The 25,638-nt window shown below is 47.2% G+C and carries 22 protein-coding genes and 1 pseudogene; 16 read left to right on the top strand and 7 right to left on the bottom strand.

The annotated features are described in order from the left end of the window. From WH37_RS36120 to WH37_RS28295, 7 genes are all read left to right on the top strand, one after another. A partial coding sequence (locus WH37_RS36120) for a hypothetical protein (RefSeq protein WP_046234012.1) occupies positions 1-3,016 on the top strand: 3,016 nt, incomplete at its 5' end. Positions 3,017-3,020: 4 nt separating this feature from the next. Continuing rightward, on the top strand, positions 3,021-3,545 hold the full coding sequence (locus WH37_RS28260) for a hypothetical protein (RefSeq protein WP_046234013.1): 525 nt from the start codon (positions 3,021-3,023) through the stop codon (positions 3,543-3,545). Between the two features lie 708 nt (positions 3,546-4,253). Then, complete coding sequence (locus WH37_RS28270; protein ID WP_046234014.1) at positions 4,254-7,124, top strand: CdiA C-terminal domain-containing protein; 2,871 nt, start codon at positions 4,254-4,256, stop codon at positions 7,122-7,124. 1 nt (position 7,125) lies between these two features. Beyond that, positions 7,126-7,647, top strand: a complete 522-nt coding sequence (locus tag WH37_RS28275; protein ID WP_046234015.1) for a hypothetical protein — start codon at positions 7,126-7,128, stop codon at positions 7,645-7,647. Between the two features lie 120 nt (positions 7,648-7,767). After that, positions 7,768-8,967, top strand: a complete 1,200-nt coding sequence (locus tag WH37_RS34015; protein ID WP_052737271.1) for a hypothetical protein — start codon at positions 7,768-7,770, stop codon at positions 8,965-8,967. Positions 8,968-8,982: 15 nt separating this feature from the next. After that, positions 8,983-9,471, top strand: coding sequence for a hypothetical protein (locus tag WH37_RS28285; protein ID WP_046234016.1), 489 nt, complete (start codon positions 8,983-8,985; stop codon positions 9,469-9,471). A gap of 379 nt (positions 9,472-9,850) precedes the next feature. Beyond that, positions 9,851-11,620 carry a hypothetical protein gene (locus WH37_RS28295; RefSeq protein ID WP_046234018.1) on the top strand — a complete coding sequence of 590 codons (1,770 nt, stop codon included), beginning with the start codon at positions 9,851-9,853 and terminating at the stop codon, positions 11,618-11,620. Between the two features lie 317 nt (positions 11,621-11,937). Here WH37_RS28295 and WH37_RS28300 read toward each other — a convergent pair whose 3' ends face one another. From WH37_RS28300 to WH37_RS37550, 4 genes and pseudogenes are all read right to left on the bottom strand, one after another. After that, positions 11,938-12,213 (bottom strand): hypothetical protein, encoded by a 276-nt coding sequence (locus WH37_RS28300; RefSeq protein ID WP_143088696.1) that lies wholly within the window; start codon positions 12,211-12,213, stop codon positions 11,938-11,940. A 40-nt stretch (positions 12,214-12,253) separates the two neighbouring features. After that, positions 12,254-12,707 (bottom strand): annotated as a pseudogene (locus WH37_RS28305) (NAD(P)-dependent oxidoreductase). Positions 12,708-12,764: 57 nt separating this feature from the next. Beyond that, a complete protein-coding gene (locus WH37_RS28310) occupies positions 12,765-13,067 on the bottom strand; it encodes a Dabb family protein (RefSeq protein WP_046234020.1) in 303 nt (100 codons plus the stop codon). Between the two features lie 28 nt (positions 13,068-13,095). After that, positions 13,096-13,260, bottom strand: a complete 165-nt coding sequence (locus tag WH37_RS37550) for an NAD(P)H-dependent oxidoreductase (protein ID WP_414812493.1) — start codon at positions 13,258-13,260, stop codon at positions 13,096-13,098. Between the two features lie 158 nt (positions 13,261-13,418). Here WH37_RS37550 and WH37_RS28315 point away from each other — a divergent pair, with 158 nt between their 5' ends. After that, a complete protein-coding gene (locus WH37_RS28315; RefSeq protein ID WP_046234021.1) occupies positions 13,419-14,276 on the top strand; it encodes a helix-turn-helix transcriptional regulator in 858 nt (285 codons plus the stop codon). A 265-nt stretch (positions 14,277-14,541) separates the two neighbouring features. On the opposite strand, the gene WH37_RS28320 is transcribed toward WH37_RS28315, so the two are convergent. Further along, the gene (locus WH37_RS28320; RefSeq protein ID WP_046234022.1) at positions 14,542-14,904 is read right to left on the bottom strand and encodes a winged helix-turn-helix transcriptional regulator; all 363 of its coding nucleotides are present in this window, start codon (positions 14,902-14,904) and stop codon (positions 14,542-14,544) included. A 177-nt stretch (positions 14,905-15,081) separates the two neighbouring features. Between WH37_RS28320 and WH37_RS28325 the strand changes: the two genes are divergently transcribed. The 4 genes from WH37_RS28325 to WH37_RS28340 all read left to right on the top strand — a co-directional run bounded on the left by WH37_RS28325 (position 15,082) and on the right by WH37_RS28340 (position 20,730). After that, positions 15,082-16,284, top strand: coding sequence for an MFS transporter (locus WH37_RS28325; RefSeq protein WP_046234023.1), 1,203 nt, complete (start codon positions 15,082-15,084; stop codon positions 16,282-16,284). Positions 16,285-16,504: 220 nt separating this feature from the next. Next, on the top strand, positions 16,505-17,986 hold the full coding sequence (locus WH37_RS28330) for a carboxylesterase/lipase family protein (RefSeq protein WP_046234024.1): 1,482 nt from the start codon (positions 16,505-16,507) through the stop codon (positions 17,984-17,986). Positions 17,987-18,287: 301 nt separating this feature from the next. Beyond that, positions 18,288-19,922, top strand: a complete 1,635-nt coding sequence (locus WH37_RS28335) for a GMC oxidoreductase (RefSeq protein WP_231594408.1) — start codon at positions 18,288-18,290, stop codon at positions 19,920-19,922. 22 nt (positions 19,923-19,944) lie between these two features. Then, positions 19,945-20,730, top strand: a complete 786-nt coding sequence (locus WH37_RS28340; protein ID WP_046234026.1) for a sugar phosphate isomerase/epimerase family protein — start codon at positions 19,945-19,947, stop codon at positions 20,728-20,730. A gap of 120 nt (positions 20,731-20,850) precedes the next feature. Here WH37_RS28340 and WH37_RS28345 read toward each other — a convergent pair whose 3' ends face one another. Together WH37_RS28345 and WH37_RS28350 are read right to left on the bottom strand one after the other, a co-directional pair. Further along, the gene (locus WH37_RS28345; protein WP_231594410.1) at positions 20,851-22,038 is read right to left on the bottom strand and encodes an MFS transporter; all 1,188 of its coding nucleotides are present in this window, start codon (positions 22,036-22,038) and stop codon (positions 20,851-20,853) included. A gap of 73 nt (positions 22,039-22,111) precedes the next feature. After that, the gene (locus WH37_RS28350) at positions 22,112-22,717 is read right to left on the bottom strand and encodes a TetR/AcrR family transcriptional regulator (protein ID WP_046234028.1); all 606 of its coding nucleotides are present in this window, start codon (positions 22,715-22,717) and stop codon (positions 22,112-22,114) included. A 137-nt stretch (positions 22,718-22,854) separates the two neighbouring features. Between WH37_RS28350 and WH37_RS28355 the strand changes: the two genes are divergently transcribed. The 4 genes from WH37_RS28355 to WH37_RS28370 all read left to right on the top strand — a co-directional run bounded on the left by WH37_RS28355 (position 22,855) and on the right by WH37_RS28370 (position 25,635). Further along, positions 22,855-23,721, top strand: a complete 867-nt coding sequence (locus tag WH37_RS28355; RefSeq protein WP_046234029.1) for a YitT family protein — start codon at positions 22,855-22,857, stop codon at positions 23,719-23,721. Positions 23,722-23,936: 215 nt separating this feature from the next. Beyond that, positions 23,937-24,251, top strand: coding sequence for a metal-sensitive transcriptional regulator (locus WH37_RS28360; protein ID WP_046234071.1), 315 nt, complete (start codon positions 23,937-23,939; stop codon positions 24,249-24,251). Between the two features lie 29 nt (positions 24,252-24,280). Further along, complete coding sequence (locus tag WH37_RS28365; RefSeq protein ID WP_046234030.1) at positions 24,281-24,481, top strand: copper ion binding protein; 201 nt, start codon at positions 24,281-24,283, stop codon at positions 24,479-24,481. Positions 24,482-24,687: 206 nt separating this feature from the next. After that, complete coding sequence (locus tag WH37_RS28370; RefSeq protein ID WP_143088697.1) at positions 24,688-25,635, top strand: hypothetical protein; 948 nt, start codon at positions 24,688-24,690, stop codon at positions 25,633-25,635. Positions 25,636-25,638: the final 3 nt, after the last annotated feature.

Below are 25,638 nucleotides of genomic sequence, written 5' to 3' on the forward strand. Positions count from 1 at the left end.
GCCTAAGGCGGAAAGCTGGTTTGCCGGGGGCATTACGCATGTAGACATTGAAATGGAGGATGGCATTCCTCACGTCAAGGTCGAGGCGCTGTCGCGCACGTATGCAATGGATTTGGAGCCGAAAAATCGATCTTACCAAAATAAGCATCTGACATACACGGATGCGATTCTGCAACTGGTTAAGAACTATCCCCGCGGAGATGCGCAAAATAGGGCGACGAGTGATCAAGCGACGATCGGCTCCTTGATGGTCCAGTTCGAGGAAACGGATTGGCAGTTTCTGAAGCGGTTGGCATCGCGGGTTGGGACGGTCATTTTGCCGGATGTGGTAATGGATACCCCACGCGTGTATTTCGGTGTACCCGATTTATCATGGGGGAAGGAGCTGAAGGCGAAGCGTTATACGGTTCTGAAGAATCGCGCTGCCTATGAAGAGCTGAAAGCCCATGCGGAAGGCATTGATGCGGATCGCATTCACGAAGCGGACTTCGTCAGCTACCGGATAACCAGCGAGCAATTTTGCCAGGTTGGGGATGATGTCGTATTCAAGAAGCAGATGTGGGTCGTAGCGGAGTCGGTCATCAGCTATGCCTCGGGGCTGCTGACCTATGAATATGTGCTGGTCCGTCGCCAGACGCTGAGGCGGAAATCCCGGCAAAATGAAGGAATTCAGGGTGTATCTCTGGAGGGCCGCGTCGTGAAGCGAGCGAACAATATGGTCAAGGTGCACCTAGATATCGACAACGCCCATGATGAGCAGGGAAATTGGTGGTTCCCGTATTCAGGGGAAGGCAACAATATGTTTCACGTGCTGCCCGATGAGGGAGCACGGATAAAGGTTTATTTTCCAAACGGTGTGGAAAAGAAGGCAATGGCGATCAATTCGGTGCGAGGCGGCAGCGAGGAGATGAAAAATCGGACGGTGTTCCAGAAGCCGACGACGAAGGTGTTCGAGTCGCCGGGAGCGGCCAAGATGCAGCTGGGGGACGATGGGGTTCTTTTTGAAAAAGGAACGGTCAGCCTGCATTTGGATGGCGGGAACATCAAGGTGAACGCCAGTGAAGATGTGCTGCTGGTCGCGGGCAATAAAGTGGAGCTGGGCAGCGGAAGTGAGAAGGGGATTCTCGAATCGATTCGAATGCGGGCGACGAATCAGGTCGCTTTGCAAACGAATGCGGATCATTATGTGCTGATCAGCGATAACCGGGTCGGCATCAAGAGCGGCAAGCTGGATTTTCAGAAGGTGGAAGTCCCGTTCACCGAGCTGCTGACGGATGAAGAGATTGAGCAAATGTATATCAACGAGCAAGTGGAAGCTGAGGTGGAGGAGAGGAAACTTTTTCGGCAGGCGGACCGGAATGTCGGTTCCCTGTCACCAGAAAGCTATAAGGACCAGATCCGTGCTGGTGTGGAAGCGAAAGTGAAGGCTGACCCGACAGCGGCACGAAGCTGGATGAGTGGGCTAACGGTGGATCAGCAGAGGTCGGCTTACGAGAATAGGAATGCTTCCTCCTCGAACGAGTCCAAGGATAAAGGGAAGAAGGACAAAGAGGCTGAACAGGCGAAGCAGCAGCAGCGCTATGATCAGCAGGACCGGGATCGAACGGCGGTTTATCAGTGGAAGAAAGAGGCAGTGGCGATAAGAGAGAAAGGGGAGAAGGAAGGGAAGTCGCAGGCTGAAATCGAGTCGATGCTGCCCGCACTCCCCGTGCTTTCCGCTAGCGGTTCGCAGGAAAGTGGCTTGTCGGGGATGATTCATCAGGCGCTGAATACGCCAGATGCCCAGCATTTTCTGGAGCTAATCGCCCCAATGGCAGATGCCTGGGCGTTGGAAAATGTGATTCCGCAAAAGCCGGAATACCTGAGCAAGCAGACGGTAAAAACGGTATACTTATCTCGATATACGTATCAGGAATTAGAACTGAACCCTCAGATTCTGATGGCACAAATGAACATCGTTTTTGGTACCGTGGCCATCGTTCTGGCTATTGGAACGGGTGGGGGATCGTTGTATGTCTTAGCGATAGCGGATGGTGTTCTAGGCGCGGCGATGGTTACGGTGAATGGAATGAAGGCGTACGCCTTATCTCACGGTAATGTAGATACGCCCCTATTGGATCTGGAGCAGAAAATACTGGATGACATAGGAATTACCTTGGCGGTTGTGAATTTAGCGCTTCTGCTGAAGCATGGTGTATATACGGTAGCTAACAAGATGGCGAACGGGCGGAACATAGCAGCGGTGGATGATGCTTGGAAAGCGTTCAAGCTGGATAATGTCACACCGCCTAAACCGAAGGAGCCACCTGAGCTGCCGAAAACGAAGCCCAAAACGAAAGAGCCTTCAAAAGGCGGTCCTGGTGTAAATCAGCCGATTGATGAGTTTAATGATGCGGCTATTTATCAGGGGGCGGGGAAGGGTAGACCAGAGCCTCCGAGTGCAACTGGTGGGAAAGTTGAGGGGACGGGGCAACCTAAGCCTGTTGAGCCAAGAGGTGAACCTAATGTATTTATCCCTGCATTTGAAGCGGAAATAACAGCATTAAAGATATATGATAGATTAAGAGAAACAGGATTAGATACAAAGGAACTTGAAATATTCTCTAAAAATACTGGTCTAAGTTTAGAGGAAGCTACTGCGGTGAAGAAACATTTATTTTTAACTAAGCATGTTAATTTAGTTGATGAAAATGGAAAATATTATTACGAAGGATACTTCACTCCAGATTACAATATAGCGTATGGATGGGGTAAAGCGTTGAAAACTGAACTCTCGTCTGAGGAAAAAGCGTGGTTTAGACAACTAGCTGACCATGAATTGGAAGAAAGTAAGTTGATGCAACAAGGAGAGCCTATACGCAAAATCGAATCGTGGAAAGGTGTTGGATCAACAGGAGATCCACCAGGTGCCCATGATTTGGCATCTCCTCAACCGGATGAATTTCCAGAATTTGTTAATAAAAACGAAAAATATATTAACACGAAAATGAGAGAGATATTAGCTGATAAGGAGTAAAAATATGAATAAGATATTTGAAGAAGCTAAATGCATTATTCAAGACATAAATTGGAGCCATCGGGAGTTTAATAGACCTTCATATGTTATTTTATTATCTGAGCACCTAAGAAGAGGCTCTTTATTCTATGATTATTTTCACAAAGATTCGATGAGAACATTAGTTTATAGTGCTACGAAATTAGCTGACATACAATTACCTGCAAATATATCGGATAATTGTGAGGAATTAACCCGAACTATAGAACTTAGATTTGTCAGACAAATGTGTACACATTATTTGGAGTGGGCTTATTTGATTGGTGAGGGTGTACCTACTGCTGTTAAATTTCAGGAGCTATATGTACCCATGATGAAGCTATTTGAAAGAGGGGGCAGAATACAGTATCATCATGGGCAATTGATAATTGGGGGTATAAGCCGTTCACAATTCATACCTTCGGATTTTAGTCAGGTTGAATCAAAGGATACTAGTGACAGTTATTTAGATTATATAGACAACAATGATTCGGATATGAAAAGTCTGTAAAATATTTTGTGTAGTGCAGCCGGGTAAGGTCGTTCATTCTAGTGGGTGGGAGTCACATCAGGATTATATTCTCGAGTTGATACCTGCCTTATTAGTTGATTTCTATAATAAAATATTACTATTTTGTTCTCCCAAACCTGCTTCTTTTGAAAGTTTTACCCCTGACGGTTGGAAAGGGAAGTATGAAGATTTCTAGGACAAAGTACCGACTGAATATAAATATTTGATTATAAATTTAAGGATTATTTTTGTTTTGATAATGGAAAGAGTGTTGAATAATATGGAAAATTAAAGCAAACTAAGTTTGTTAAGCGAAAAGTTTGTGAACGGAGAGACTGGTCAAGAGGTAGAGGGAATTACAATCATAATTGATGGCAAATTCAAACAGGCGCTTGATATAATTCTGAATCAAAAAGCTGAGTACACTAGTTATACTGAAGTTATGCGGGATGTTATATTTAATGGTACATCACAAATTATTGAGTCTATGAGAAAATAATATTGCTTGATTCTGTAGTAGAATCTTAGCAAAATCTCTTTGAAATTAATTCTGAATTTAAAATTATTTGCATACAACTGTTTACGGCATTTTAAACCTAATAAAAAGATTTTAAGTTAAAAGGCTTTTTCTACTTGAGTTTTGAGTAGGAACTAGCCTTTTTGCATTGAATTTTCTTCAAGAACTACCCTCGCGGGGACGCGCAAAATATGGCGACGAGCGATCAAGCGACGCTCGGCTCCTTGATGGTCCAGTTCGAGGAAACGGACTGGCAGTTTTTGAAGCGGTTGGCGTCGCGGGTTGGGACGGTCATTTTGCCCGATGTGGTGATGGATACCCCACGCGTGTATTTCGGCGTACCGGACCTGTCTTGGGGGAAGGAGCTGAAGGCGAAGCGTTATACGGTTTTGAAGAACCGCGCCGCCTACGAAGAGCTGAAAGCCCATGCGGAAGGCAGTGATGCGGATCTCATTCACGAAGCGGACTTCGTCAGCTACCGGATAACCAGCGAGCAATTTTGCCAGGTTGGGGACGATGTCGTATTCAAGAAGCAGATGTGGGTCGTAGCCGAGTCGGTCATTAGCTATGCCTCGGGGCTGCTGACCTATGAATATGTGCTGGTCCGTCGCCAGACGCTGAGGCGGAAATCCCGGCAAAATGAAGGGATTCAGGGTGTATCTCTGGAAGGCCGCGTCGTGAAGCGGGCGAACAATATGGTCAAGGTGCACCTGGACATCGACAACGCTAATGACGAGCAGGGAAACTGGTGGTTCCCGTATTCAGGGGAAGGGAACAATCTGTTTCACGTGCTGCCCGATGAGGGAGCACGGATAAAGGTTTATTTTCCAAACGGTGTGGAAAAGAAAGCGATGGCGATCAACTCGGTGCGAGGCGGCAGCGAGGAGATGAAAAGCCGGACGGTGTTCCAGAAGCCGACGACGAAGGTGTTTGAAACGCCGGGAGCGGCCAAGATGCAGCTGGGGGACGATGGGGTTCTTTTTGAAAAAGGAACGGTCAGCCTGCATTTGGATGGCGGGAACATTACGGTGAACGCAACCGAGGATGTCTTGCTGGTGGCGGGCAATAAGGTGGAGCTTGGCAGCGGGAGCGATAAGGGGATCCTCGAATCGATTCGGATGCGGGCGACGAGTCAGGTCGCTTTGCAAACGAATTCGGATCAATATGTGCTGATCAGCGATAACCGAGTCGGCATTAAGAGCGGCAAGCTGGATTTTCAGAAGGTAGAAGTACCGTTCACCGAGCTGCTGACGGATGAAGAGATTGAGCAGATGTATCTGGACGAGCAGCTGTCTGAGCAACTCGCTACGAATATGGAGCAAGAAAAGCAGAAGCATAACGGGGCTCCGATATCGGAGGAATATTTGTATCAGAAGGTTCATCCTGCAACCAAGGAACAAATAAAAAATGATCCGAACTTAGGCGCGAAAGCGAAGGACTGGATCAAGACTCAATCGACGGAAAAGCAGCAAGAATTTTATCAGAACCGATATGGTCCGAAATCGAGTGAACCAAGCAAAGATAAAGAGGCGGAGCTTGCGCGCAGACAGCAGGCGTATGATCAGCAGGAACGGGACCGAACGGCGGTGCATAATTGGAATCAAGAGGTAGCGGCGATCAGCAAGCGTGGTCGAAAGGAAGGGAAGTCGCTGGCGGAGATCCAATCGATGCTGCCCGCGCCGCCAGTGCTTTCGTCTAGTCCTCCGAAGGAGAACATGTTGTCAGGGATGATTCACGAGGTGCTGAATGCGCCTGGGGTTCAGAGCTTCTTGGAACAAATGGCTCCTGCGCTAGAGGCCTGGCAATTGGAAAATATGATTCCGCAAAAGCCAGATTACCTGAGCAAGCAGACAGCAAAAACGGTATACTTATCTCGATACACGTATGAGGAATTAATATTAGGTCCGCAAATGCTGATAGCAGAATTTAATATTATTTTTGGGGTTATCGCGATTATTGCGGCGATCCCGACAGGCGGAGGATCGCTGTATCTCTTAGTAGTGGCTGATGTCGCTTTTGGCGCAGCCATGATTTGGGTCAATGCAGAGAAATTAATGGATCTGAGGAACGGTGATGATAGCACAAATCCTTCCATATTGGGCATCGACCAGTCTATGCTGGACAAGTTGGGCATTGCACTGACAGTTGTGAACTTGGGTATTTTGCTGAAGCATGGCTTGTACGCCGCAGTGAATAAACTGGCGAATGGCCGAAATATAGCGGCATTGGATGATACTTGGACGAAGTTCAAGCTGGAAAATGTCAAACCGCCTAAACCGAAGGAACCGCCTGCGCCGCCGAAAACGAAGACAAAAACGAAAGAGCCTACAAAAGACGGACCTGGTGTAAATCAGCCGATTGATGAGTTTGATGATGCGGTGATTTATCAGGGGGCAGGTAAGGGTAGATCGGAGCCTCCGAATGCAACGGGTGGGAAAGTTGAGGGGACGGGTGATTCTGCAAAGATACCTAAAACAGGACCAGAATGGGATGAGTATTTCCGTTCAAAATATGGCGATCAGAATGTGGACTGGAAAACGAGTTCAGAATACAAGCTATATGGTGAAAAACATATTCCTTATACACCTAAAATTAGACCCAATGCTATAATTACAAAGCCTTCATTACCTAAGGGTGGCAAACCAGAAGGAAATTATGCTAAAGATACAGGTAAAGATGCTCGAGGATTAAAAAGACAAAATGAAGCTGCTGATGTTCTTGCAGAACAAGGATATCGTACGACAATGCTTGACGAATTTGATGATGGAAATGGTTATGGTCTTGATCCTAAAAAAAGTCCTGATTTCATCATAGAAGGGCAAGTATTTGATTGTTATTCTCCTAATTCAACTAATCTATCGAATATTCTTAGAATGCTTAGAGATAAAACTACGGATCAAGCTAGAAGAATAGTATTAAATTTAAATGATTATCCTGTTGACAAAAGGTCTGAACTTATTGGGTTTCTATTAAGTCAAACTCAGAAGGATTTAAAACATTTAGATGAACTATTAATCATTGAAGGTCGTCAAGTAACTAGAGCGTACTGGAGGTATGAGTAAAATGGATTTTTGGTTATGTATTGGTTCTAATTTGCCTAAAGAAGAATTGAGGAAATTGCTCTACAATATGATGTGCGAAGTATTATTTGTAGAATTAATTGATTATGAAGCAGAAGTATGGGATTGGTCCGATACTCAACGCGTAAGAATCGGTTGCACATATTTTTCAATGAGTATTAATTTAGAGGATGAGGATGACTATATAGAACGTTATCGGAAGGCGAACTTCGAAGCGTATGGTGTAGATACAAATGTGTTTATTAGTATTCAATTTATATCGCGAACTTTTGATATTGGGTGGTTAAAGATGCTTGAAGTTATTGGGAAACTACTGCGGTTGAACGATAAGGATTTGGTTGTTGAAGACGATACCTCTTACCCATTAATAAAAAGGATTAAAGGGGGGGTACTGATCAATACTCATTTAGATGAATATGAAGCTAATTATTTGACTAAAGAGAATCTAGAATTACTGAACTACCCTTATCTAGAAGATGATTTTTTTAAAGATAGGAGTCTGTAACAGTTTTGTGTAAGCTCGTTCCACAGTTCTGATAAGAGGATCGTACAATACAACTAACTAAGCCACAATGCGAGATAGCTATCCGTATTGTGGTCTTCTTTTGCGTATGTTCCTGTTTTAATGGTTGATGAGCAGCCCCACCCGGTAAAAACGGTATACTTATCTCAATATACGTATCAGGAATTAGAATTGAGCCCCCAGATACTGATGGCACAAATGAACATCGTTTTTGGTACCGTGGCCATCATTCTGGCTATTGGAACGGGTGGGGGATCGTTGTATGTCTTAGCAATAGCGGATGGTGTTCTAGGCGGGGCAATGGTTACGGTGAATGCAATGAAGGCGCACGCATTATCTCACGGAAATGTAGATACGCCCCTATTGGATCTGGAGCAGAAAATACTGGATGACATAGGGATAACCTTGGCGGTCGTGAATTTAGCGCTCCTGCTGAAGCATTGTGTATATACGGTAGCAAACAAGATGGCGAACGGTCGGAATATAGTAGCGGTAGATGATGCTTGGACAGCGTTCAAATTGGATAATGTCACACCGCCAAAACCGATGGAACCACCTGAGCTGCCGAAAACGAAGACAAAAACGAAAGAGCCTTCAAAAGGCGGTCCTGGTGTAAATCAGCCGATTGATGAGTTTGATGATGCGGTTATTTATCAGGGGGCAGGTAAGGGAAGACAGGAGCCTCCGAGTGCAACGGGTGGGAAAGTTGAGGGAACGGGTAAGGGTAATTATTTAACAAATCCTGAAGAAATGAGGCCGTATATCGTACCTCCTAAAGATGGATTTGACGCACTTGTAGAGAGGAAATATATAGAAATTAGAAAAGTAGGTTTAGAAGATGTATCAACGGTTGCTAAAAATACAGGATTAACTGAAGCACAAGTTACGAAGATGAAAGAACACTTATTTTTAACTATTCATAATTTATCTGTAGAGGGTCAACCATACAAAAAATTATATTTTCAGGCAGATGCTGATGTTGCTTATGCATGGCAATTAGCACAAAAGAGGGAGCTTACAGATATAGAAAAAGATTGGTTTAAAAGACTGGCAAATCATGAAATAAAAGAACAAGAAATTATGAAATATGGATATATAGATGGAAAGGGAAACAAAATAGGACCTTTGCCTTTAAGAGATCCAACTACTTGGGATATAGAAAATAGGTACAAACCAGATCCGACAAAAAATGCCCATGATGCGGCAAATGCTTTAGGAGCCAAACAGCCGTCTGAGGATTTTCCAGGGTATGATAAATTTAGTGAGTATCTTAAGAGTACCGATGAAGTTATTGAATATTAATTTTGAGGTGAGTAAATGTATCTGAATAAGGCATTAGATAAAATCAATAATATTAAATGGAATGAAGTGGGAACAATAATATCGAAAGAAGATGCAGACTTAGGTCGTGAGTTTTTGAGAAGAGTCGCTGGTTTTTATAAAGAAGAGTCTATAAAGCCAATGAAGCCTATGTTCACACATATTGCAAAATTGCTTGGTGACACTGAGGAAGAGGTGGAGATATCTAAATATTGTAGTTCATTAGTATTAGAAACGATAGTTAAAAATACAAGTGCAAAAAGGATTTTTGAATTTTATATACAATTATCAAAATATGTTGATAAAAATTCGGAATATGAAAAATACTTAAATGTATATGAACCTTTAATTAGAATTTTTGAAAGAGGAGGGTCATTTATTTTTAGAATGCATGAACTGGAGATAGAAAATGTTGCGTACATATCCATGAATGAATGGTATGACAGATTTGTAGAAATGGAGCCCATTAATATAGAGGGAATGTAATTCTATCTAATCTGTTCAGTCTGAGTCTATAAAATAGATTCATACTAAGAATAGGTTGTCGGGACTTTTTCGATAGCTTGACGAGTGTGCCCCTTTCTTATGTATGAACACAAAAAGAGAAACCCGATGTCATAATAATGATTGAGTTACTCAACAAGTAGAGGTTAACCAGCTAAGTCTAGTTAATCTCTTTTTGCTTTGAAATGAGCATTAGTCGAAGCGCTATACGGTTCTGAAGAATCGCGCCGCCTATGAAGAGCTGAAAGCCCATGCGGAAGGCAGTGATGCGGATCTCATTCACGAAGCGGACTTCGTCAGCTACCGCATAACCAGCGAGCAATTTTGCCAGGTTGGGGACGATGTCGTATTCAAGAAGCAAATGTGGGTCGTAGCGGAGTCGATCATCAGCTATGCCTCGGGGCTGCTGACCTATGAATATGTGCTGGTCCGGCGTCAGACGCTGAGGCGGAAATCCCGGCAAAATGAAGGGATTCAGGGTGTATCTCTGGAGGGCCGCGTCGTGAAGCGGGCGAACAATATGGTTAAGGTGCACCTGGACATCGATAACGCACATGACGAGCAGGGAAATTGGTGGTTCCCGTATTCAGGGGAAGGCAATAATATGTTTCACGTGCTGCCCGATGAGGGAGCGCGGATTAAGGTGTATTTTCCCAATGGCGTCGAAAAGAAGGCAATGGCGATCAACTCGGTGCGAGGCGGCAGCGAGGAGATGAAAAGCCGGACGGTGTTCCAGAAGCCGACGACGAAGGTGTTTGAATCTCCGGGAGCGGCCAAGATGCAGCTGGGGGACGATGGGGTTCTTTTTGAAAAAGGAACGGTCAGCCTGCATTTGGATGGCGGGAACATCACGGTGAACGCCAGTGAAGATGTGCTGCTGGTGGCGGGCAATAAGGTGGAGCTGGGCAGCGGGAGTGAGAAGGGGATCCTTGAATCGATTCGGATGCGAGCGACGAACCAGATCGGACTGCAAACGAACACCGATCATTATGTGCTGATCAGCGATAACCGGGTAGGGATAAAGAGTGGCAAGCTGGATTTTCAGAAAGTTGAGGTACCGTTTACCGAGCTGCTGACGGATGAAGAGATTGAGCAGATGTATTTGGACGAGCAGCTGTCCGAGCAACTCGCTACGAATATGGAGCAAGAGAAGCAGAAGTATAACGGGGCTCCGATATCGGAGGAATATTTGTACCAGAAGGTTCATCCTGCGACGAAGGAGCAAATGAAAAATGATCCTAACCTAAGTGCTAAAGCGAAGGATTGGATCAAGACTCAATCGACGGAAAAGCAGCAAGAATTTTATCAGAGCAGATATGGTCCGAAATCGAGTGAACCAACCAAAGATAAAGAGGCGGAGCTTGCGCGCAGACAGCAGGCGTATGATCAGCAGGATCGGGATCGAACGGCGGTTTATCAGTGGAAGAAAGAGGCAGTCGCGATAAGGGAGAAGGGGGAGAAGGAAGGGAAGTCGCAGGCTGAAATCGAGTCGATGCTGCCCGCGCTCCCCGTGCTTTCCTCTAGCGGGTCGCAGGAAAGCGGCTTGTCGGGGATGATTCATCAGGCGCTGAATACGCCAGGTGCCCAGCATTTTATGGAGCTAATCGCCCCAATGGCAGATGCTTGGGCGTTGGAAAATTTGATTCCACAAAAGCCGGAATACCTGAGCAAGCAGACGGTAAAAACGGTATACTTATCTCGTTATACGTATCAGGAATTAGAATTGAACCCCCAGATTCTGATGGCACAGTTGAACATTATCTTCGGCGTCGTGGCCCTTATTACAGCCTTTCCAACGGGTGGAGGATCGTTGTATGTCTTAGCAATAGCGGATGGTGTTCTAGGCGCGGCAATGTTTACGGTGAATGGGATGAAGGTGTACGCCTTATCTCACGGTGATGTAGATACGCCCCTATTGGATCTGGATCAGAAAATACTGGATGACATAGGAATTACCTTGGCGGTCGTGAATTTAGCGCTCCTGTTGAAGCATGGAGTATATACGGTAGCTAACAAAATGATAAACGGGCGGAATATAGCGGCGGTGGATGATGCTTGGACAGCATTTAAGCTGGAAAATGTCAAACCACTCTCGGCAGACTTCCACATTATCGGAAGTGCTAATCAATGACTTCATAAAGTGAGTTACTTTCAGTTAAAGGAGTTTAAATCCGGATAAATGGAGGGGAAATATGCTGCATTATTGGGAAAACCTTAGAGCGCAGAAAGAACCCCGTACTCAATATTACATCGATCCTGTTAAGATCATTTGGCAGTCGGATAATAGCCATTCAGTTGTAGAGCATGCAGAGCTACTTTTAACTGGACGTGACGGTCAAGCAGTGCTTAGGTACATCGATGGATAAGGCTTGTGTTATGCGCCATGAAGGAAGTGTACCTGGCATCCAACGAGCGCGGGGCTTGCCACCTTGGCAACAGGAATCCATATTAGCACTCCGATAACGTCGGCAATCCCCCAAATGCCCAGCGCTCCCCGACAGGCATGAAATCTCGCTTGCAGCGGCGCTGAGAGTCTGGATGCCAAGGCGCAGAGCCGATGTTGAGCGATATCGTATAAATCGCGATCATCGCAGGAACCTTGGCTGGAAAATGATGCTTGATAAAGCCGGATATAAGTGGCCCAATGGCCCAATCCCGACACCTACGATCGCTGCGGTCAGAAGCAACAGGAACGTTGCCGTCCCGAGACACAACGGTTCGCATATCGCTGAGCCGCATGTCTCGAATTAGGCTGCTTCGTTCGTTATTCCCGTTCGGAAACCAATGTGAATCGCTCGTTCAGATGCTGCGGTCGCTCTATTTCATCCACAATGGCAATCAAAAAAATCGGCGTAGCTGACATAGCTTTCCCCTTTTGAATTGTGGATCATATGGTCTTTGCCCTTCTGATAGGTTCTTGTTCGTTTGCCTTTAGGGTCGAAGATCGCCGCCGGACTGACAAATGTCCAGTTAACCCCAGAGTAACGCCGAAGCTGTTCCAGGTTTTTCGCTTGATTCGAGGCTCCCTCATAAAATTCGCGGAGAAAATGCAAATACGAACGATCCGGCAGCGTGCCGAATGCATTGACGACCGTATCGAAAGATTGAAGATCTTCGGTACGCAGATCCAAAATGTCCCTTTCGACGACTTCAGCCTCGGGCACAGCGATTTTGGCCGCATTTCGGACGATCGCGGTCACTTTGTGGCCTCGCTCCAAAGCCTTCTTGACGACTAGGCTGCCTACAGATGTTCATTTTTTCTTCTCCCACTTTTTTTAATCGATCGGGTAGTCCACAACAACAACGCCGTCAACCAAGGGAATTGCGCTTTGCAGCAGTTCCTGATGCAAAGGATGATGCATATAGTCCCGGCTCGCCTGCAAGTCTTGGAAGGTCACCCGTATCCCGACCGTATAGCCGTTGATATTCTCTACCTCCTCGGTGACGTTGATTCCGGCGGTCAACTCGACAATCCCCGGAATGGAACCTTTGAACGATTTCACCTTTCGAATGAGTTCTTCCTGTTTGTCCTTTGTACCGTTTCCGTTAAACTTAAAAAGTATAATATGCTCGTACATGCGATCAGCCTCCTTAGATTTCCTTTTATTATTTTTTCTGCTTTAACCAATTTACAAATTTATAGACGACCGAGTCCATAAATTCCATACTTCGAGGTCGAAATGATGGCGGTAATTGCTGAACGATGAACCGGGCCAGCATCAGGTTATACGAATGTTGGCGAATGCTTCCTACAATGGCTGCAACTTTCATATTGGAACACCTCGCGTAACTTCATCCAGTTCCTCCTTCTTGCCATTGATTTTTGGTCACCCGGTGACATAAGCTATTGTATATAAGTTGAAATCGCTCAGGAAGTGATCTGGTTATCCTGGGACTGGCAATCCTACTTTATTTGGAGGGAAAAAGATATGCAGCTAGATCGTTATCGGGAATTGGCCCACTTTTTGCGAACTCGCCGGGAACGAATCACGCCTGAGCAAGTCGGGCTGCCAAGCGGCGGACGCAGACGCACCCCCGGACTTCGCCGGGGAGAAGTCGCAATGCTGGCCGAGGTCGGCTTGGATTGGTACACCTACCTGGAGCAAGGTCGTCACATCAATGTATCGAGAGATGTCCTCGAACGAGTGGCCGATGTATTGATGCTTGACGCGACCGAACGCAAGCATCTGTTCTTCCTGGCCCACAAGCAATTGCCGCTAGAGCGCCGTCAGGATTCCCCCAAGGTCGGTCCGGCTCTTCAACGATTTTTGGACGGTCTCGGCGATTCCCCTGCATGCGTCATGGATACCAAGATGAATATTGTGGCCTGGAACTCCGCATACTGCGCATTAAACGGCGACTACTCCGTCAAATCCGAGCAAGAACGGAATTTTGTCTGGCTCACCTTTACCTCTTCGCAATTTCGTTACCTTAAGGGAGAACAATGGGAAATGCATGCTCGCCGAATCGTAGCTCAATTCCACGCCTGTTATGCGCGGTATACGGACGATCCTTGGTGGTCCAAGCAGTATGAAGCGTTGTCCAAAGTGAGTTCCGAATTCCGGGAGTTTTGGGAGACGCATGATGTACGGGAAGCGATCGACGCGCATAAAGCGCTGAATTGTCCGAATTTGGGCGTCTTGAATTTCGACCATATCTCCTTTCAATCGTTGGAAAATCCGAATTTGACCGTTTCGATTCACATTCCGCACCAAGACGGTACGATCGAGAAAATGCGGCAACTCATGAGCGGAAACAAAGTGGATATTTTAATTGCCGGAAAATAAGCAAGGCGATTCCACAAGTTGCCGAACGATAAAAAGCCCGATCCTGGGCAGGCTCGGGATACTAAAACGTCATTTAATTCTACAGTCAATCTAATTTCTTCTACTACGTCTAATTTCAGAATCGTACTTGAAGAACATTTTACATAGCGAATGGAAAAGGCTCGTTCCACTTGGATTACAAGTAGGAACAAGCCTTTTTTTATGATATCTGCATAAACACTTAAACTCCGATACTACCTCTACAACACCACTCAGTAGACCGTGCTTATTTATTCAAAACACTATCCTCAAGCATCGAATATTTATCGCCATAAATTCGGATAATATGCTCTTCGCCCCAGTTGCAGAGGGCACTGAGAATGCTGTCGAGGCTGAGTCCGTATTCGGTAAGCTCGTATTCGACTTTAGGCGGCACCTGATTATACGTAATCCGGTTCACGATTCCATCGTCCTCCAGCTCGCGGAGCTGCTGAGTGAGCATTTTTTGCGTGATTCCTGGCATGAGCCGTTTCAGGTCGCTGGTCCGTTTCTTGCCGTGAGTAAGATGGCAGAGAATGACGCATTTCCATTTTCCTCCGATAACCTCAAGCGTTGCCTCTACGGAAATATTGTATTTCTTCTTTGTCATGCTGCTCCTCCTTGCTGATCGGTATTTATAGGTACTTTTTAGTGCCTACATTACTGAAAAGTACGTACTATTCTTTTAGACAGATATAACCTATCATAGCACTTATCGATCCACTGCGGCTACTCGCGAAGTGAACCGTACCCAATAGATACACGACAGGATAGGAGGCAATATAGCATGACTGTTAATCAAAAAAGAAGCACGTTGGCATTGTTGGCTCTCGCCGTAAGCGCATTTGCCATTGGGACGACGGAATTTATAAGTGTCGGGCTGCTGCCCCTGATTTCAGAGGATTTGCACGTATCGCTGCGGGCAGCGGGGTTGACTGTTTCCCTTTATGCACTGGGTGTAACGGTCGGGGCGCCAATCCTTACATCCCTAACGTCCAGCTTGTCGCGCAAAACGCTGCTTATGTGGATTATGCTTATCTTTATTATCGGCAACAGCTTAGCAGCCGCATCGGCGAGTATTGAAGTGCTGCTGATCGCACGCGTCGTATCCGCTTTTTCGCATGGCATATTTATGTCGATTGGATCGACCATTGCGGCTGATCTTGTTCCGGCGAACCGCCGTGCCAGCGCGATTTCGATTATGTTCAGCGGATTGACCGTTGCGACGGTAACAGGTGTGCCGCTCGGTACATTTATCGGCCAGCTCTGGGGCTGGCGAACGGCTTTTGTCGCTATCGTGATTGTCGGCATTCTTGCGTTTATCGCAAACATGCTGCTCATTCCGGGCGATTTGCGCAAAGGTGCCCGTTCTTCCTTTAAAGATCAATTGCAATTGGTCAAAAATGGCCGACTGCTGCTGCTGTTCGCCATCACCGCTTTGGGCTACGGTGGCACGTTTGTCGTATTCACTTATTTATCCCCGCTATTGCAACAAATAACCGGATTTAAATCGGGAACGGTTACCGTTATTTTGCTCGTATACGGTATTGCGATTGCGCTCGGTAATATGATTGGCGGAAAGCTTGCCAACCGCAACCCGATAGTTGCTTTGTTTTATATGTTTATGGTGCAGGCCGTTGTGCTCGTTATCCTGACATTTACGGCGCCTTTCAAAATCATCGGTCTAGTGACGATTATTGCGATGGGACTGCTGCATTTTATGAACGTGCCGGGGCTGCAGGTGTACGTTGTGATGCTGGCAGAACGGTTCGTACCGCGAGCAGTTGATGTGGCATCGGCCATCAATATTGCTGCCTTTAATGCAGGCATTGCCATCGGCGCTTATCTCGGCGGCATTATCGCCGCTTCTATTGGGCTTATTCATACGACCTGGATCGGCGCGTTGATGGTGGTGGGAGCGGTGCTGCTGACTGGATGGAGCATGGCGCTGGAGCGCAAGGATCAGAGCAGAGGCCAGAAGGCGGCCTGATAATCCAATAACAATATTTGTGAAAGTGTTTAGTCTAATGCCAAACGACAGCTAATCTTGCGGGATTGGTTGTCGTTTTTTATGCTGGTTCAAAAAATTGATAAGCGGACGCCCATTTGCTATCATAAATAGTAAGAAAGTGACCAGAAAAACAAATCAGTCATTTCGTTAGTTCTCACTATTTTAACGTTTAATAATGGGCAATGAGGGAGAGTGAAGCATGACAACGATCGAGGTAAATATGAAGGATGGCACGGTTAAAGGTCAACAGTTGAACGGAGTTTCCGTTTGGAAGGGGATTCCCTATGCCAAGCCGCCAGTAGATGAGCTGCGATTTGCAGCGCCTGTTCCGTTTGGGCAGTGGGAGGGTGTCAGAGAAGCCTTCCATTTTGGCCCTGAAAACATACAGCCCAGGCAAAATGGGGCAGCAGCGGAGCTTGCCGCAGGTACGCGACTCGAATCGGAAGATTGCCTCTATTTGAATGTATGGGCACCAGAATCAGTCGTTGCTGGGGACGCAGCAGCCGCGCCGCTTCCGGTTATGGTATGGATTCATGGCGGCTCTTTTTTGACCGGAGCAGGAAGCTTGCCCTTCTATGATGGATCGGAGCTGGCGAAGCGGGGAAATGTGATCGTCGTGACGATCAACTATCGCCTAGGGCCGTTCGGGTTTCTGCATCTCGCGCCGCTTGGCGGCTCCTTCGTATCCAATGCAGGGCTTCTCGATCAAATAGCTGCACTGGAATGGGTGAAAAATAATATCGCGGCGTTCGGCGGCGATCCCGCTGCCGTCACTATTTTTGGAGAATCCGCAGGCAGCATGAGTATTGCAGCACTGCTGGCCATGCCGAAGGCGAAAGGCTTGTACAGTCGTGCCATTATGCAAAGCGGAGCCTCGCAATTCATTCCTCCGCAGCAAGCGGATGGCATCCGGGCAGGCCTGCTTCAATTGCTCGGCATTAGCCCGTCCGAGCTGGACAAGCTAAGGACCGTGCCAGCGGAGCATATTTTTGCAGCAGGGGAAAAACTGAAAGAGCAGGCTGGAAACCGGCTTGCGCTGCTGTTTCAACCGGTGCTCGACGAGGCAACGCTTCCGCAGCCGCCGCTGCAGGCGATTCATGAAGGAGCGGCTGCGGATATTCCTCTGCTAATCGGGACGAATTTGGATGAAGGGCATTTGTTCATCAGGCCCGATATGCCTTTTGATGATAACATCGATATGTCCGAAGCGTTGACCTTTATGGCGCCTGATATCAAAAACGTCGCAGCCGCCGCTGCCGCTTATCCGCCAACGACAGACGGACAGGCCCAAATGATGACCGAAGCTTTCTTTTGGCGCTCGTCCCTGCAGTTTGCCACCGCGCAATACGAGCATGCGCCTGTATGGATGTATCGCTTTGACTGGGTGCTGCCGGAGCATCCGCTGCTCCATAAATCGATTCATGGCATTGAAATCTTCTTTGTGTTCAACACGCTGGAGCATATGCAGAGCATGGGCGTTACACCCGATGAGTCCATGCAGCAGCTTGCCTGGCGCATGCAGGATGCATGGATTGCTTTTGCTAAACAGGGCACGCCTGAAGTTGAAAATGTCGCATGGCCTGCGTATAGCAAACCGGAGCGTTCGACACTTATTTTCAACCATAGCACTGAGGTCATTACTGACCCTGATGCGCAAAAACGTGAGCTGCTTGAGCTGTAAAGCATTAGCTTCTGTCCAGCAACCAGCACAATAACGCCTTTAAACGGATGAAACTCCCAATAAAATAAGCTTCAAATCGAAAAGCACCAATGAAGCAGGCGCAATCGCCTATTTCATTGGTGCTTTGTTATTCATTATCACATTATCCACTTGGCTGCAAAACCGCAACTAGAGTCGTATAGCCCACTGCCTCGCCATCGCCTCCTACTTCAACACTGGAATTAGTTAAAGCTTCCTGACTCATAGCTTCCCTCTTGCCGCATATACATCTAGAAGGATGAATGAGGAAAGGATGCGAACGATGAGGCTTTATATCGCGGGCAGCACCGACAATCTTCGAACAATAGCGCTTAAATACAAGGTCAGAATCGAGGAGCTTATTAGCCTCAATCCTCATATTATCGCCCCTTTATCGAATATTGCGGGCCAACAGATTAAGCTTCCGACTCTGGGAGGGGTATTGGATAAGACTACGGAGCTCCCTCCGTGCACCTTGCAGCTTATTAACCCGGAGGCATGCGAGCAATGGATCCCTTTAAACTCGTTGGACGAGATGCAGCATAAGGAATATGATGTGCTTATCGTCGGAACAGGAGCCGGAGGCGGTGCCGTTCTGAGGCGCTTGATACAGCAATTAGCCGACAGCGGGAAACGAATCGGAGTTATCGAGAGAGGCGGATTGTTAATCCCAACGCATGCACAAAATATCGAAACGATGAATTCGAGGCGGGTTTTTGATTATTACTCCAGTGAAGCTTATTATATCGACAATTATTTATCCGGCCAAATTTATGCCCTCGGGGGCAGAACCTTGTTCTGGAGCACGACGAGCCCACGTATGACGAACTCTGAATTGTTACAATGGCCTGTACCGCTCTCCGAGATGAATCGTTATTACGCCCTAGCAGAAAAGGCTTTGAGCGTCACGCCAAACTTTACCAAGGGTGCCCCGCTCACGCAGTTGCTGCTAGATCGCCTACAACGGAACGGTTATCCCGATGCCACTGATGAACCGCTCGCCGTTAATCTTGAGCCGTCCAATGCGTTCGGCGTCATGAATTCAAACCCGGTTTTCAGCTCTGTTCATTTTTTGGCGGAGGCTCTGAACCGCCCTTACGACCTCGCGATCCATGCAAGAGCAGTGAAGGTGCTGACCGATCAGAACCGCTGCGTCGGCGTCGAGGTGATTTCCCCGGATAAACAGACATTCAGATTAAAAGCAAAAAACGTCGTTCTGTCGGCAAGCACATTTGGAAGCGCGCAAATTTTGTTGAATTCGGACATTAAAGGGAGAGCCATCGGTCACTATATGACCAATCACTCCAGAGTGCTGGGTTTGGGCCAGGTAAATCGCAACGAGTTTCCCGAAGTGCTCGGCCCGCTTCGCATTTTGGTGCCAGGACAGATTGACCGTCCTTATCAAATTCAAATCGTCGGGCCTGGTGATTATCCGTGGGTGCAATATGCTGAACAGCCTTTGCAGGAAAAATGGAATTTTTTCCTTGGAACACTTGGCAAGGTTGAGGCACGCTATGATAATTACGTTTCGCTTGACCCGGTCAAGCGGGACGAAGACGGTGTGCCGGAGCTTAACATTCACTTTTCGTATAGCGTAAGGGACGAAGAGGTGATCCGGCAAATGGGCGAAGGCGTAAAGAAAGCGGCAGCCGCCATGAATGCTTCATTGGTATCGGCCGAGGGTCCAGCTTTGTGTCGGCTGCCGATTGGCTCGGACATTCATGAAATGGGTACCTGTCGAATGGGGGAGGACCCGTCAACATCGGCTACGAACCATTTCGGACAAATCCATGGCATAACCGGACTTTACGTGGCGGATAACAGCGTGATACCAACAAGCGGGACGGCTAATCCTACACTAACGACTGTAGCCCTTGCCTTTCGTACGGCGGATGAGATAGCAAAACGATTGAAATAATGAGAGCTGCGAGGAGATAACAATGAAATTTATAAGATGCGGCGACAAACTGAGGGAACTGACTGCTACCCCTCCGGGCCTGCAGCTTTATACACTTCGCAACGAGCTGGAGAAGGATTTCTTTGGGACGCTAGAGAAGATTGCAGCTATAGGTTATAAGCTAGTGGAGCCCTTCAGTTGGGGATATGCCGATATTCCAGCTGAGCGAATGAAGGCGGAGCTCAATCGTCTTGGATTAAAAAGCGTGTCAACTTACGTCTACCCGCTAACGCTGGAAAACCTGCAAAGTCAGCTTGACTATGCCCAAACCATCGGCGCCCATTACATTGTAACCTCCTTATTAAAGGAGAGCTATGCAGATGAAAGGACGCTTAAAGCGTCTATCGCTTTGTTGCGAAAGCTTGGCTTGGAAATCCAGCGCCGCGGTATGCAGCTTCTGTATCATCCTCACGCGGAAGAATTTGAAATACGGGATGGAAAAAGAACGATCGACCGCTTGCTGGCGGGCGTCGGCACCGACGTGATGAAACTTGCGCTCGATATGTATTGGGTGAAGAAAGCCGGAATGGATCCTTATTCTACCTTACTCGCATATAAGAGCTTATCACCTCTTATTCATGTGAAGGACATGGATGAGAGCGGTAATTTCACGGAGGTCGGGCAAGGCACGATTGATTGGGCTCCTATTTTCAGCAGCTTCAACGAAGCCGGAGTAATGTATTATTTCGTCGAGCAGGATGAAAGCTTAAATCCCCTTCAGAGCATTCAAACAAGCCTCGATTATTTGAAATCGAGACTTGTTGGATGAGGTCCTATCTCTCTCGGCAACAAGTGCGTTCGTTATTCCTTTGCGTCTTCAACATGATTCTCGGCATTCCACCGTTTTTCGCTTTTTTTGGTCAAGGACATTTTATAAGCGGAAAACAAGCTAAGCCGCTTCTTTCTGTAAACCTACCTTCAGTGACGGAGCGACAGCTACAAGGCAAAGGACAGCAGACAGAGCATATACGACAAACAAGCCGAAGGAAGCAGCCAGCAGTCCAGAGGCTGCCGTTCCGAGCAAAATGGACCCCGTAAATAGCGGTGTCATTAGGCCATTGACCTTGCCGACCATTGCGTCTGGAATTTTGGTAATGACGAAGCTGGCGACTGCCGTATTGAAGACTGCTAGCAACAGGCCGTTGGCAAAGCGGAATGTGCCAGTCACAAGCGGCCAAATGGAGGAGCCCTCCACTAAAAACGTAATGCCCAGGAAAGCGAGAGCAAGCGGCAGCAAGTATTTGGCTTTAAGCAGCTTGGGGAAGAGCCCGGCTAATAGGGAGCCCAGCAGCAAGCCGATTCCGTCAGCAGCGGCGAACCACTGCACGTTTTCTTTATCCAAGCCAAGCCGCTCAGTCACGATGAATATTTCAAGGGGCTGAACGAGTCCGGCCGCCAAGCCGATGAAGGCGAAAGTCAGAAACAACCGCAGCAATCCTTTCTCTGCGACGATGAAGCGATAGCCGGAGGACAAATCATTTTTCAATGAAACCTTCTCCTGCTCCTCGGGACGTGCTTCCTTGGGAAGCAAAGCAAGCGCAGCTGCAGACGCGAGAAACAAGACTGGCAGTGCAAGCAGTGACGTTGTGAGTCCCGCCCATTGATAAATCGCCGTTCCAATAATAGGGCCGAGTATGAAGAACAGCGACGACATGCTTTGCGACAGACCGATTGCCGAAGGAACCTGATCTACAGGAATATGTCGCTTGAACACCTTCGCTGACGAAGGCTGTGAAAATTGGCTGACGATGGCGGATACGAACACCGATACATACAGCGCTTCCCACCAATCATTTGCAAGCATGAGTAAAATAATACCGATCGATACAGCGCTGAGAAGATCGCTGGCAATCATCGTGCGTTTCGGATTCCAGCGGTCGGCAAGCACGCCACCAATAATCGAAAAGATAAGAATCGGCGCATATTCCAAAATGGACAGCAGGGATACGGCAACCTTATTGCCATTCGTCTGCTCCATGACAAAAAAGAGGAGTGCCATATTGCGAATCCAAATCGCGAGCTGCTGCAAAACATCAGAAAAAAGAATAATGCGAAAAGTACGGTTCTGGTATAACATTGTGTTCATTCCCTTCATTTATAGACCGACCAACCGGTCCAATTAATAGCTAAAAAAAAGCGCCAGTTATTCTTCACTTAGCGCGTATACCATTCAACAGCAGCTTGGCTGCCAGATGGAACAGCTTCGAAATCCGATCGGGTTCCTGCTCCCGGTCAATCGTATAATACACTTTTCCAAGGCCCTCCATCATGCTGCTGACAATCAAAACAAGCTCTTCCTCATCACAAGCAACAAATAGGCCACTGGCTTGCCCCTCGCGAATAAGGTCGCGGCAGGCTTGCGATGCATTATTCATGATCTGGAGAAGGCGATTGAATATTTCCTCCTGTGTGAACGCCTGACTGCGTGAAAATTCTTCCATGGCTTTCATGAGCGGATTTTGAAAGTCATGGGCGTAATGCTCTGCAAGTGCAAAAAGCTGTTCCTCAACAGTAGTCAGCTTCTCTCGTTTACGATCCCATGCCAAACGCCATTGCTCACTATCTTTCTCAACCACCTCAAGAAAAAGCTGCTCCTTGCTCGGGAAATGATGATATAGGCTGCCTTTGCTGACCTTGCTGCTCTCGCATACCTCATTCATGGAAACGGCGCCATAGCCTTTCTGGACAAACAGTTGCTTTGCCGTGTTGGCGATGCGGCGTTTGGTTTCTTCACCATCCGAACGTCCTCTGACCATTTGCTGTCCCTCCTAATAGACCGACTGATCGGTCTAATTATAGCGGAGTAAAAGCTCACTTGCAATATTTCCAGCCGTTGTTTTGAAAAATATCCATTTCTATGCTAGTCTTAAAAGAAAATAGTCGGAGGCAAAGCATGGCAAAAGCACATAAGAAACTCTCAAAGCTTGAAATTTTGAAAAGAGCGATGTTTATTACAATCGGAGCCGTCCTTATGGGCGTTGCGCTGGAGCTGTTCCTCGTCCCAAATAGCGTCATCGACGGAGGAATTACCGGTATTTCGATTATGGTCTCTCACCTTACGGATAAGCCTCTGGGTATTTTTATTTTCCTCTTGAACCTTCCATTCCTGTTCATCGGTTTCAAGCAAATTGGTAAAACGTTTGCGATATCTACTTTATACGGTATCGTAGTCATGTCTGTAACGACGCAGCTGCTGCATCACGTGGATGCTTTTACAGAGGATAAGCTGCTTGCAGTATTGTTCGGCGGTATTATTCTGGGCGGTGGTATCGGTCTCGTTATCCGTTTCGGCGGATCGCTGGACGGCACGGAAATTTTGGCGATTTTGGCCTCGAAGAAATTTTCCATGCCGGTCGGACAGTTTATTATGATCGTCAACGTGTTCATTTTTATTTTGGCGGGTTTTGTTTTCAAATGGGATTCCGCAATGTATTCGATGTTCACGTATTATATAGCGACGAAAGTGATGGATATTGTGGTAGAGGGTCTCGATGAGTCGAAATCCGTCACGATTATTTCCGCCGAATACGAGGAAATTTCTGAAGCCGTTATGAGCCGCTTGGGTAGAAGCACAACGTATATTCAGGCAAGAGGCGGATACTCCAGAGAAGAAACGCAAATGATCTACTGCGTAGTCAACCGTCTGGAAGTGGCGAAGCTTAAATCAATCGTCCATGACATTGATCCCCGTGCTTTCGTTGCAATTGAGCATGTATCTGATGTTAGCGGCGGCAACTTTAGCAAGAAAGAAATTCACTAAACGTACTCATACACGACCTTATACGATCTTATTTCTCAGGAAAACAGCAGTTCAGGACGCACATTTGTTGTCTGGGACTGCTGTTTTTTTTGATCTCGTACATATGGCTTTACATACCCTATAGGGGTATGTTAATATAAAAATAAGCTTATGCTATACCCCCTGGAGGTATTCGAATGGACAAAGAAACGAAATCAGCTTGTTTGCATCAGCATATGGACGCAGGCGGTGCAGGCGACGGCCAGTCCATGGAGCGCCTTAGCCACCACTCTGATGAAATGAAGGCGAATTTGATCAGGCGTCTGAACAAGGTGGAGGGCCAGATCCGCGGAGTGAAGGCGATGATTGAGAAGGATACGTATTGCGATGATGTGCTCACTCAAATAGCGGCTGCGCAATCGGCATTAAACGGGGTAGGCAAGCTGCTGCTGGAAGGCCATATGAAAAGCTGCATAGTGGATCGTATTCAGGCAGGCGAGCATGAAGTCATTGACGAGCTGTTGATTACCGTTAAGAAATTATTGAAATAATAAAACATAACTCAAGGAGGCTATAAAAGATGGAAAACGTAACACTTAAAGTAGAAGGCATGTCCTGCGGGCACTGCGTGAGCACAGTAGAGAAGGCTGTAAATGAAGCGGGAGCCAGTGGCAAAGTCGATTTAGCAGCTGGACAAGTAGCGGTGGAGTTTGATGCGGCGAAAGTATCGCTGGCTTCCATTAAAGAAGCGATTGAAAATACCGGTTTCGACGTCGTATAACACGGGGCATAAGCTAAGCTTGCACAGCCCTCTTTTTCCGAAGCGAACATAGCAAGATGGTTTGGACTTTGGGGAAGGAGCGGCTTTTTGTGTTTTTTAAAATAGGAGCAAGGATCGTTTCGGAGCGTATATAAGCCGTTATTTCGCTGTGAACAAGCGCATTGCGATCTAAACGATTTCTGCATAAAGGAGCTAGGATAAAGAAAATGGCAAAAAGAAAAGCGGCGCTCTATATGACGATGATCGCCCTTGCGGGCATGCTGGCAGGCTGCGGAACGAATGGTGCAAGCACAAGCGACGCAAGCACAAGCGGACATGAAGGGCATCAGCAGTCCAGCCCGTCAGCTGCACCGGAGGCTTCGGAGTCAGGCGCGCATAGCGGGCATGATGAGAATGAGCAGGCAGAAAGCGATAACAGCCATAGCGGCCATGGCGATATGGACGGTATGGAGCATGAACAGGCAAATGCCCAGGTGAAGTGGAGCTTCCAGAGTGGACAGCCAGTAGCAGGCTCGGAAACAGTTATTGAACTTAATGTCACCGATGCTGCGGACGCGCCAATCGAGAAGTTTGACTTGAACCATGAGAAGCTCATGCATTTGATTGCAGTAAGCAGCGACTTGAGCTATTTTTCGCATATACACCCGAATTATGAAAGTGGCGGCAAGTTTACAGTGAAGGAAACGTTCCCGGCGGCGGATACATATAAGCTGTTTGCCGATTTTATACCATCCGGCGCTCCGCAGCAGACGATTAGTACAGAGGTGGAAGCTTCGGGACAAGCTGCTGCTAAAGTCGAGCTGAAGGCAGACCATGAGCTTGTGCAGACAGTGGAAGGACAGAAGGTGAAGCTTGCGCTGTCGACGACGAAAGCGGGAGAGGAAGCAAAGCTCACGTACACCTTCGAGGATGCGGCGACAGGTGAGCCGGTTACAGATTTAGAGCCTTATTTGGGCGCTGTGGGCCATGTCGTCATTATTAGCGGCGATTTGGCAAAATATTTGCATGTGCATCCGCTAGATGAGGCTGCAACCGGCCCGGAGGCTGTTTTTGCCACCGAGTTCCCAGAGCCTGGTTTATATAAAATATGGGGACAATTTCAGCGCGCTGGGAAGACGTTTATTGTCCCGTTCGTCGTGAACATTCAAGCTTAAACC

Origin of the sequence: Paenibacillus algorifonticola (assembly GCF_000971975.1) — a bacterium.
Classification (GTDB): domain Bacteria; phylum Bacillota; class Bacilli; order Paenibacillales; family Paenibacillaceae; genus Pristimantibacillus; species Pristimantibacillus algorifonticola.

Excerpts from the sequence above, each read along its gene's own strand:
- WH37_RS28355 (WP_046234029.1), top strand. The coding sequence starts at position 22,855 with ATGGCAAAAGCACATAAGAAACTCTCAAAGCTTGAAATTTTGAAAAGA.
- WH37_RS28325 (WP_046234023.1), top strand. The coding sequence starts at position 15,082 with ATGACTGTTAATCAAAAAAGAAGCACGTTGGCATTGTTGGCTCTCGCC.
- WH37_RS28310 (WP_046234020.1), bottom strand. The coding sequence starts at position 13,067 with ATGTACGAGCATATTATACTTTTTAAGTTTAACGGAAACGGTACAAAG.
- WH37_RS28300 (WP_143088696.1), bottom strand. The coding sequence starts at position 12,213 with ATGCGAACCGTTGTGTCTCGGGACGGCAACGTTCCTGTTGCTTCTGAC.
- WH37_RS28295 (WP_046234018.1), top strand. The coding sequence starts at position 9,851 with ATGTGGGTCGTAGCGGAGTCGATCATCAGCTATGCCTCGGGGCTGCTG.
- WH37_RS28365 (WP_046234030.1), top strand. The coding sequence starts at position 24,281 with ATGGAAAACGTAACACTTAAAGTAGAAGGCATGTCCTGCGGGCACTGC.
- WH37_RS34015 (WP_052737271.1), top strand. The coding sequence starts at position 7,768 with ATGGTTGATGAGCAGCCCCACCCGGTAAAAACGGTATACTTATCTCAA.
- WH37_RS28345 (WP_231594410.1), bottom strand. The coding sequence starts at position 22,038 with ATGTTATACCAGAACCGTACTTTTCGCATTATTCTTTTTTCTGATGTT.
- WH37_RS28315 (WP_046234021.1), top strand. The coding sequence starts at position 13,419 with ATGCAGCTAGATCGTTATCGGGAATTGGCCCACTTTTTGCGAACTCGC.
- WH37_RS28285 (WP_046234016.1), top strand. The coding sequence starts at position 8,983 with ATGTATCTGAATAAGGCATTAGATAAAATCAATAATATTAAATGGAAT.
- WH37_RS28270 (WP_046234014.1), top strand. The coding sequence starts at position 4,254 with ATGGCGACGAGCGATCAAGCGACGCTCGGCTCCTTGATGGTCCAGTTC.
- WH37_RS28320 (WP_046234022.1), bottom strand. The coding sequence starts at position 14,904 with ATGACAAAGAAGAAATACAATATTTCCGTAGAGGCAACGCTTGAGGTT.
- WH37_RS28360 (WP_046234071.1), top strand. The coding sequence starts at position 23,937 with ATGGACGCAGGCGGTGCAGGCGACGGCCAGTCCATGGAGCGCCTTAGC.
- WH37_RS28335 (WP_231594408.1), top strand. The coding sequence starts at position 18,288 with ATGAGGCTTTATATCGCGGGCAGCACCGACAATCTTCGAACAATAGCG.
- WH37_RS28260 (WP_046234013.1), top strand. The coding sequence starts at position 3,021 with ATGAATAAGATATTTGAAGAAGCTAAATGCATTATTCAAGACATAAAT.
- WH37_RS28350 (WP_046234028.1), bottom strand. The coding sequence starts at position 22,717 with ATGGTCAGAGGACGTTCGGATGGTGAAGAAACCAAACGCCGCATCGCC.
- WH37_RS28330 (WP_046234024.1), top strand. The coding sequence starts at position 16,505 with ATGACAACGATCGAGGTAAATATGAAGGATGGCACGGTTAAAGGTCAA.
- WH37_RS37550 (WP_414812493.1), bottom strand. The coding sequence starts at position 13,260 with ATGAAAGTTGCAGCCATTGTAGGAAGCATTCGCCAACATTCGTATAAC.
- WH37_RS28275 (WP_046234015.1), top strand. The coding sequence starts at position 7,126 with ATGGATTTTTGGTTATGTATTGGTTCTAATTTGCCTAAAGAAGAATTG.
- WH37_RS28370 (WP_143088697.1), top strand. The coding sequence starts at position 24,688 with ATGGCAAAAAGAAAAGCGGCGCTCTATATGACGATGATCGCCCTTGCG.
- WH37_RS28340 (WP_046234026.1), top strand. The coding sequence starts at position 19,945 with ATGAAATTTATAAGATGCGGCGACAAACTGAGGGAACTGACTGCTACC.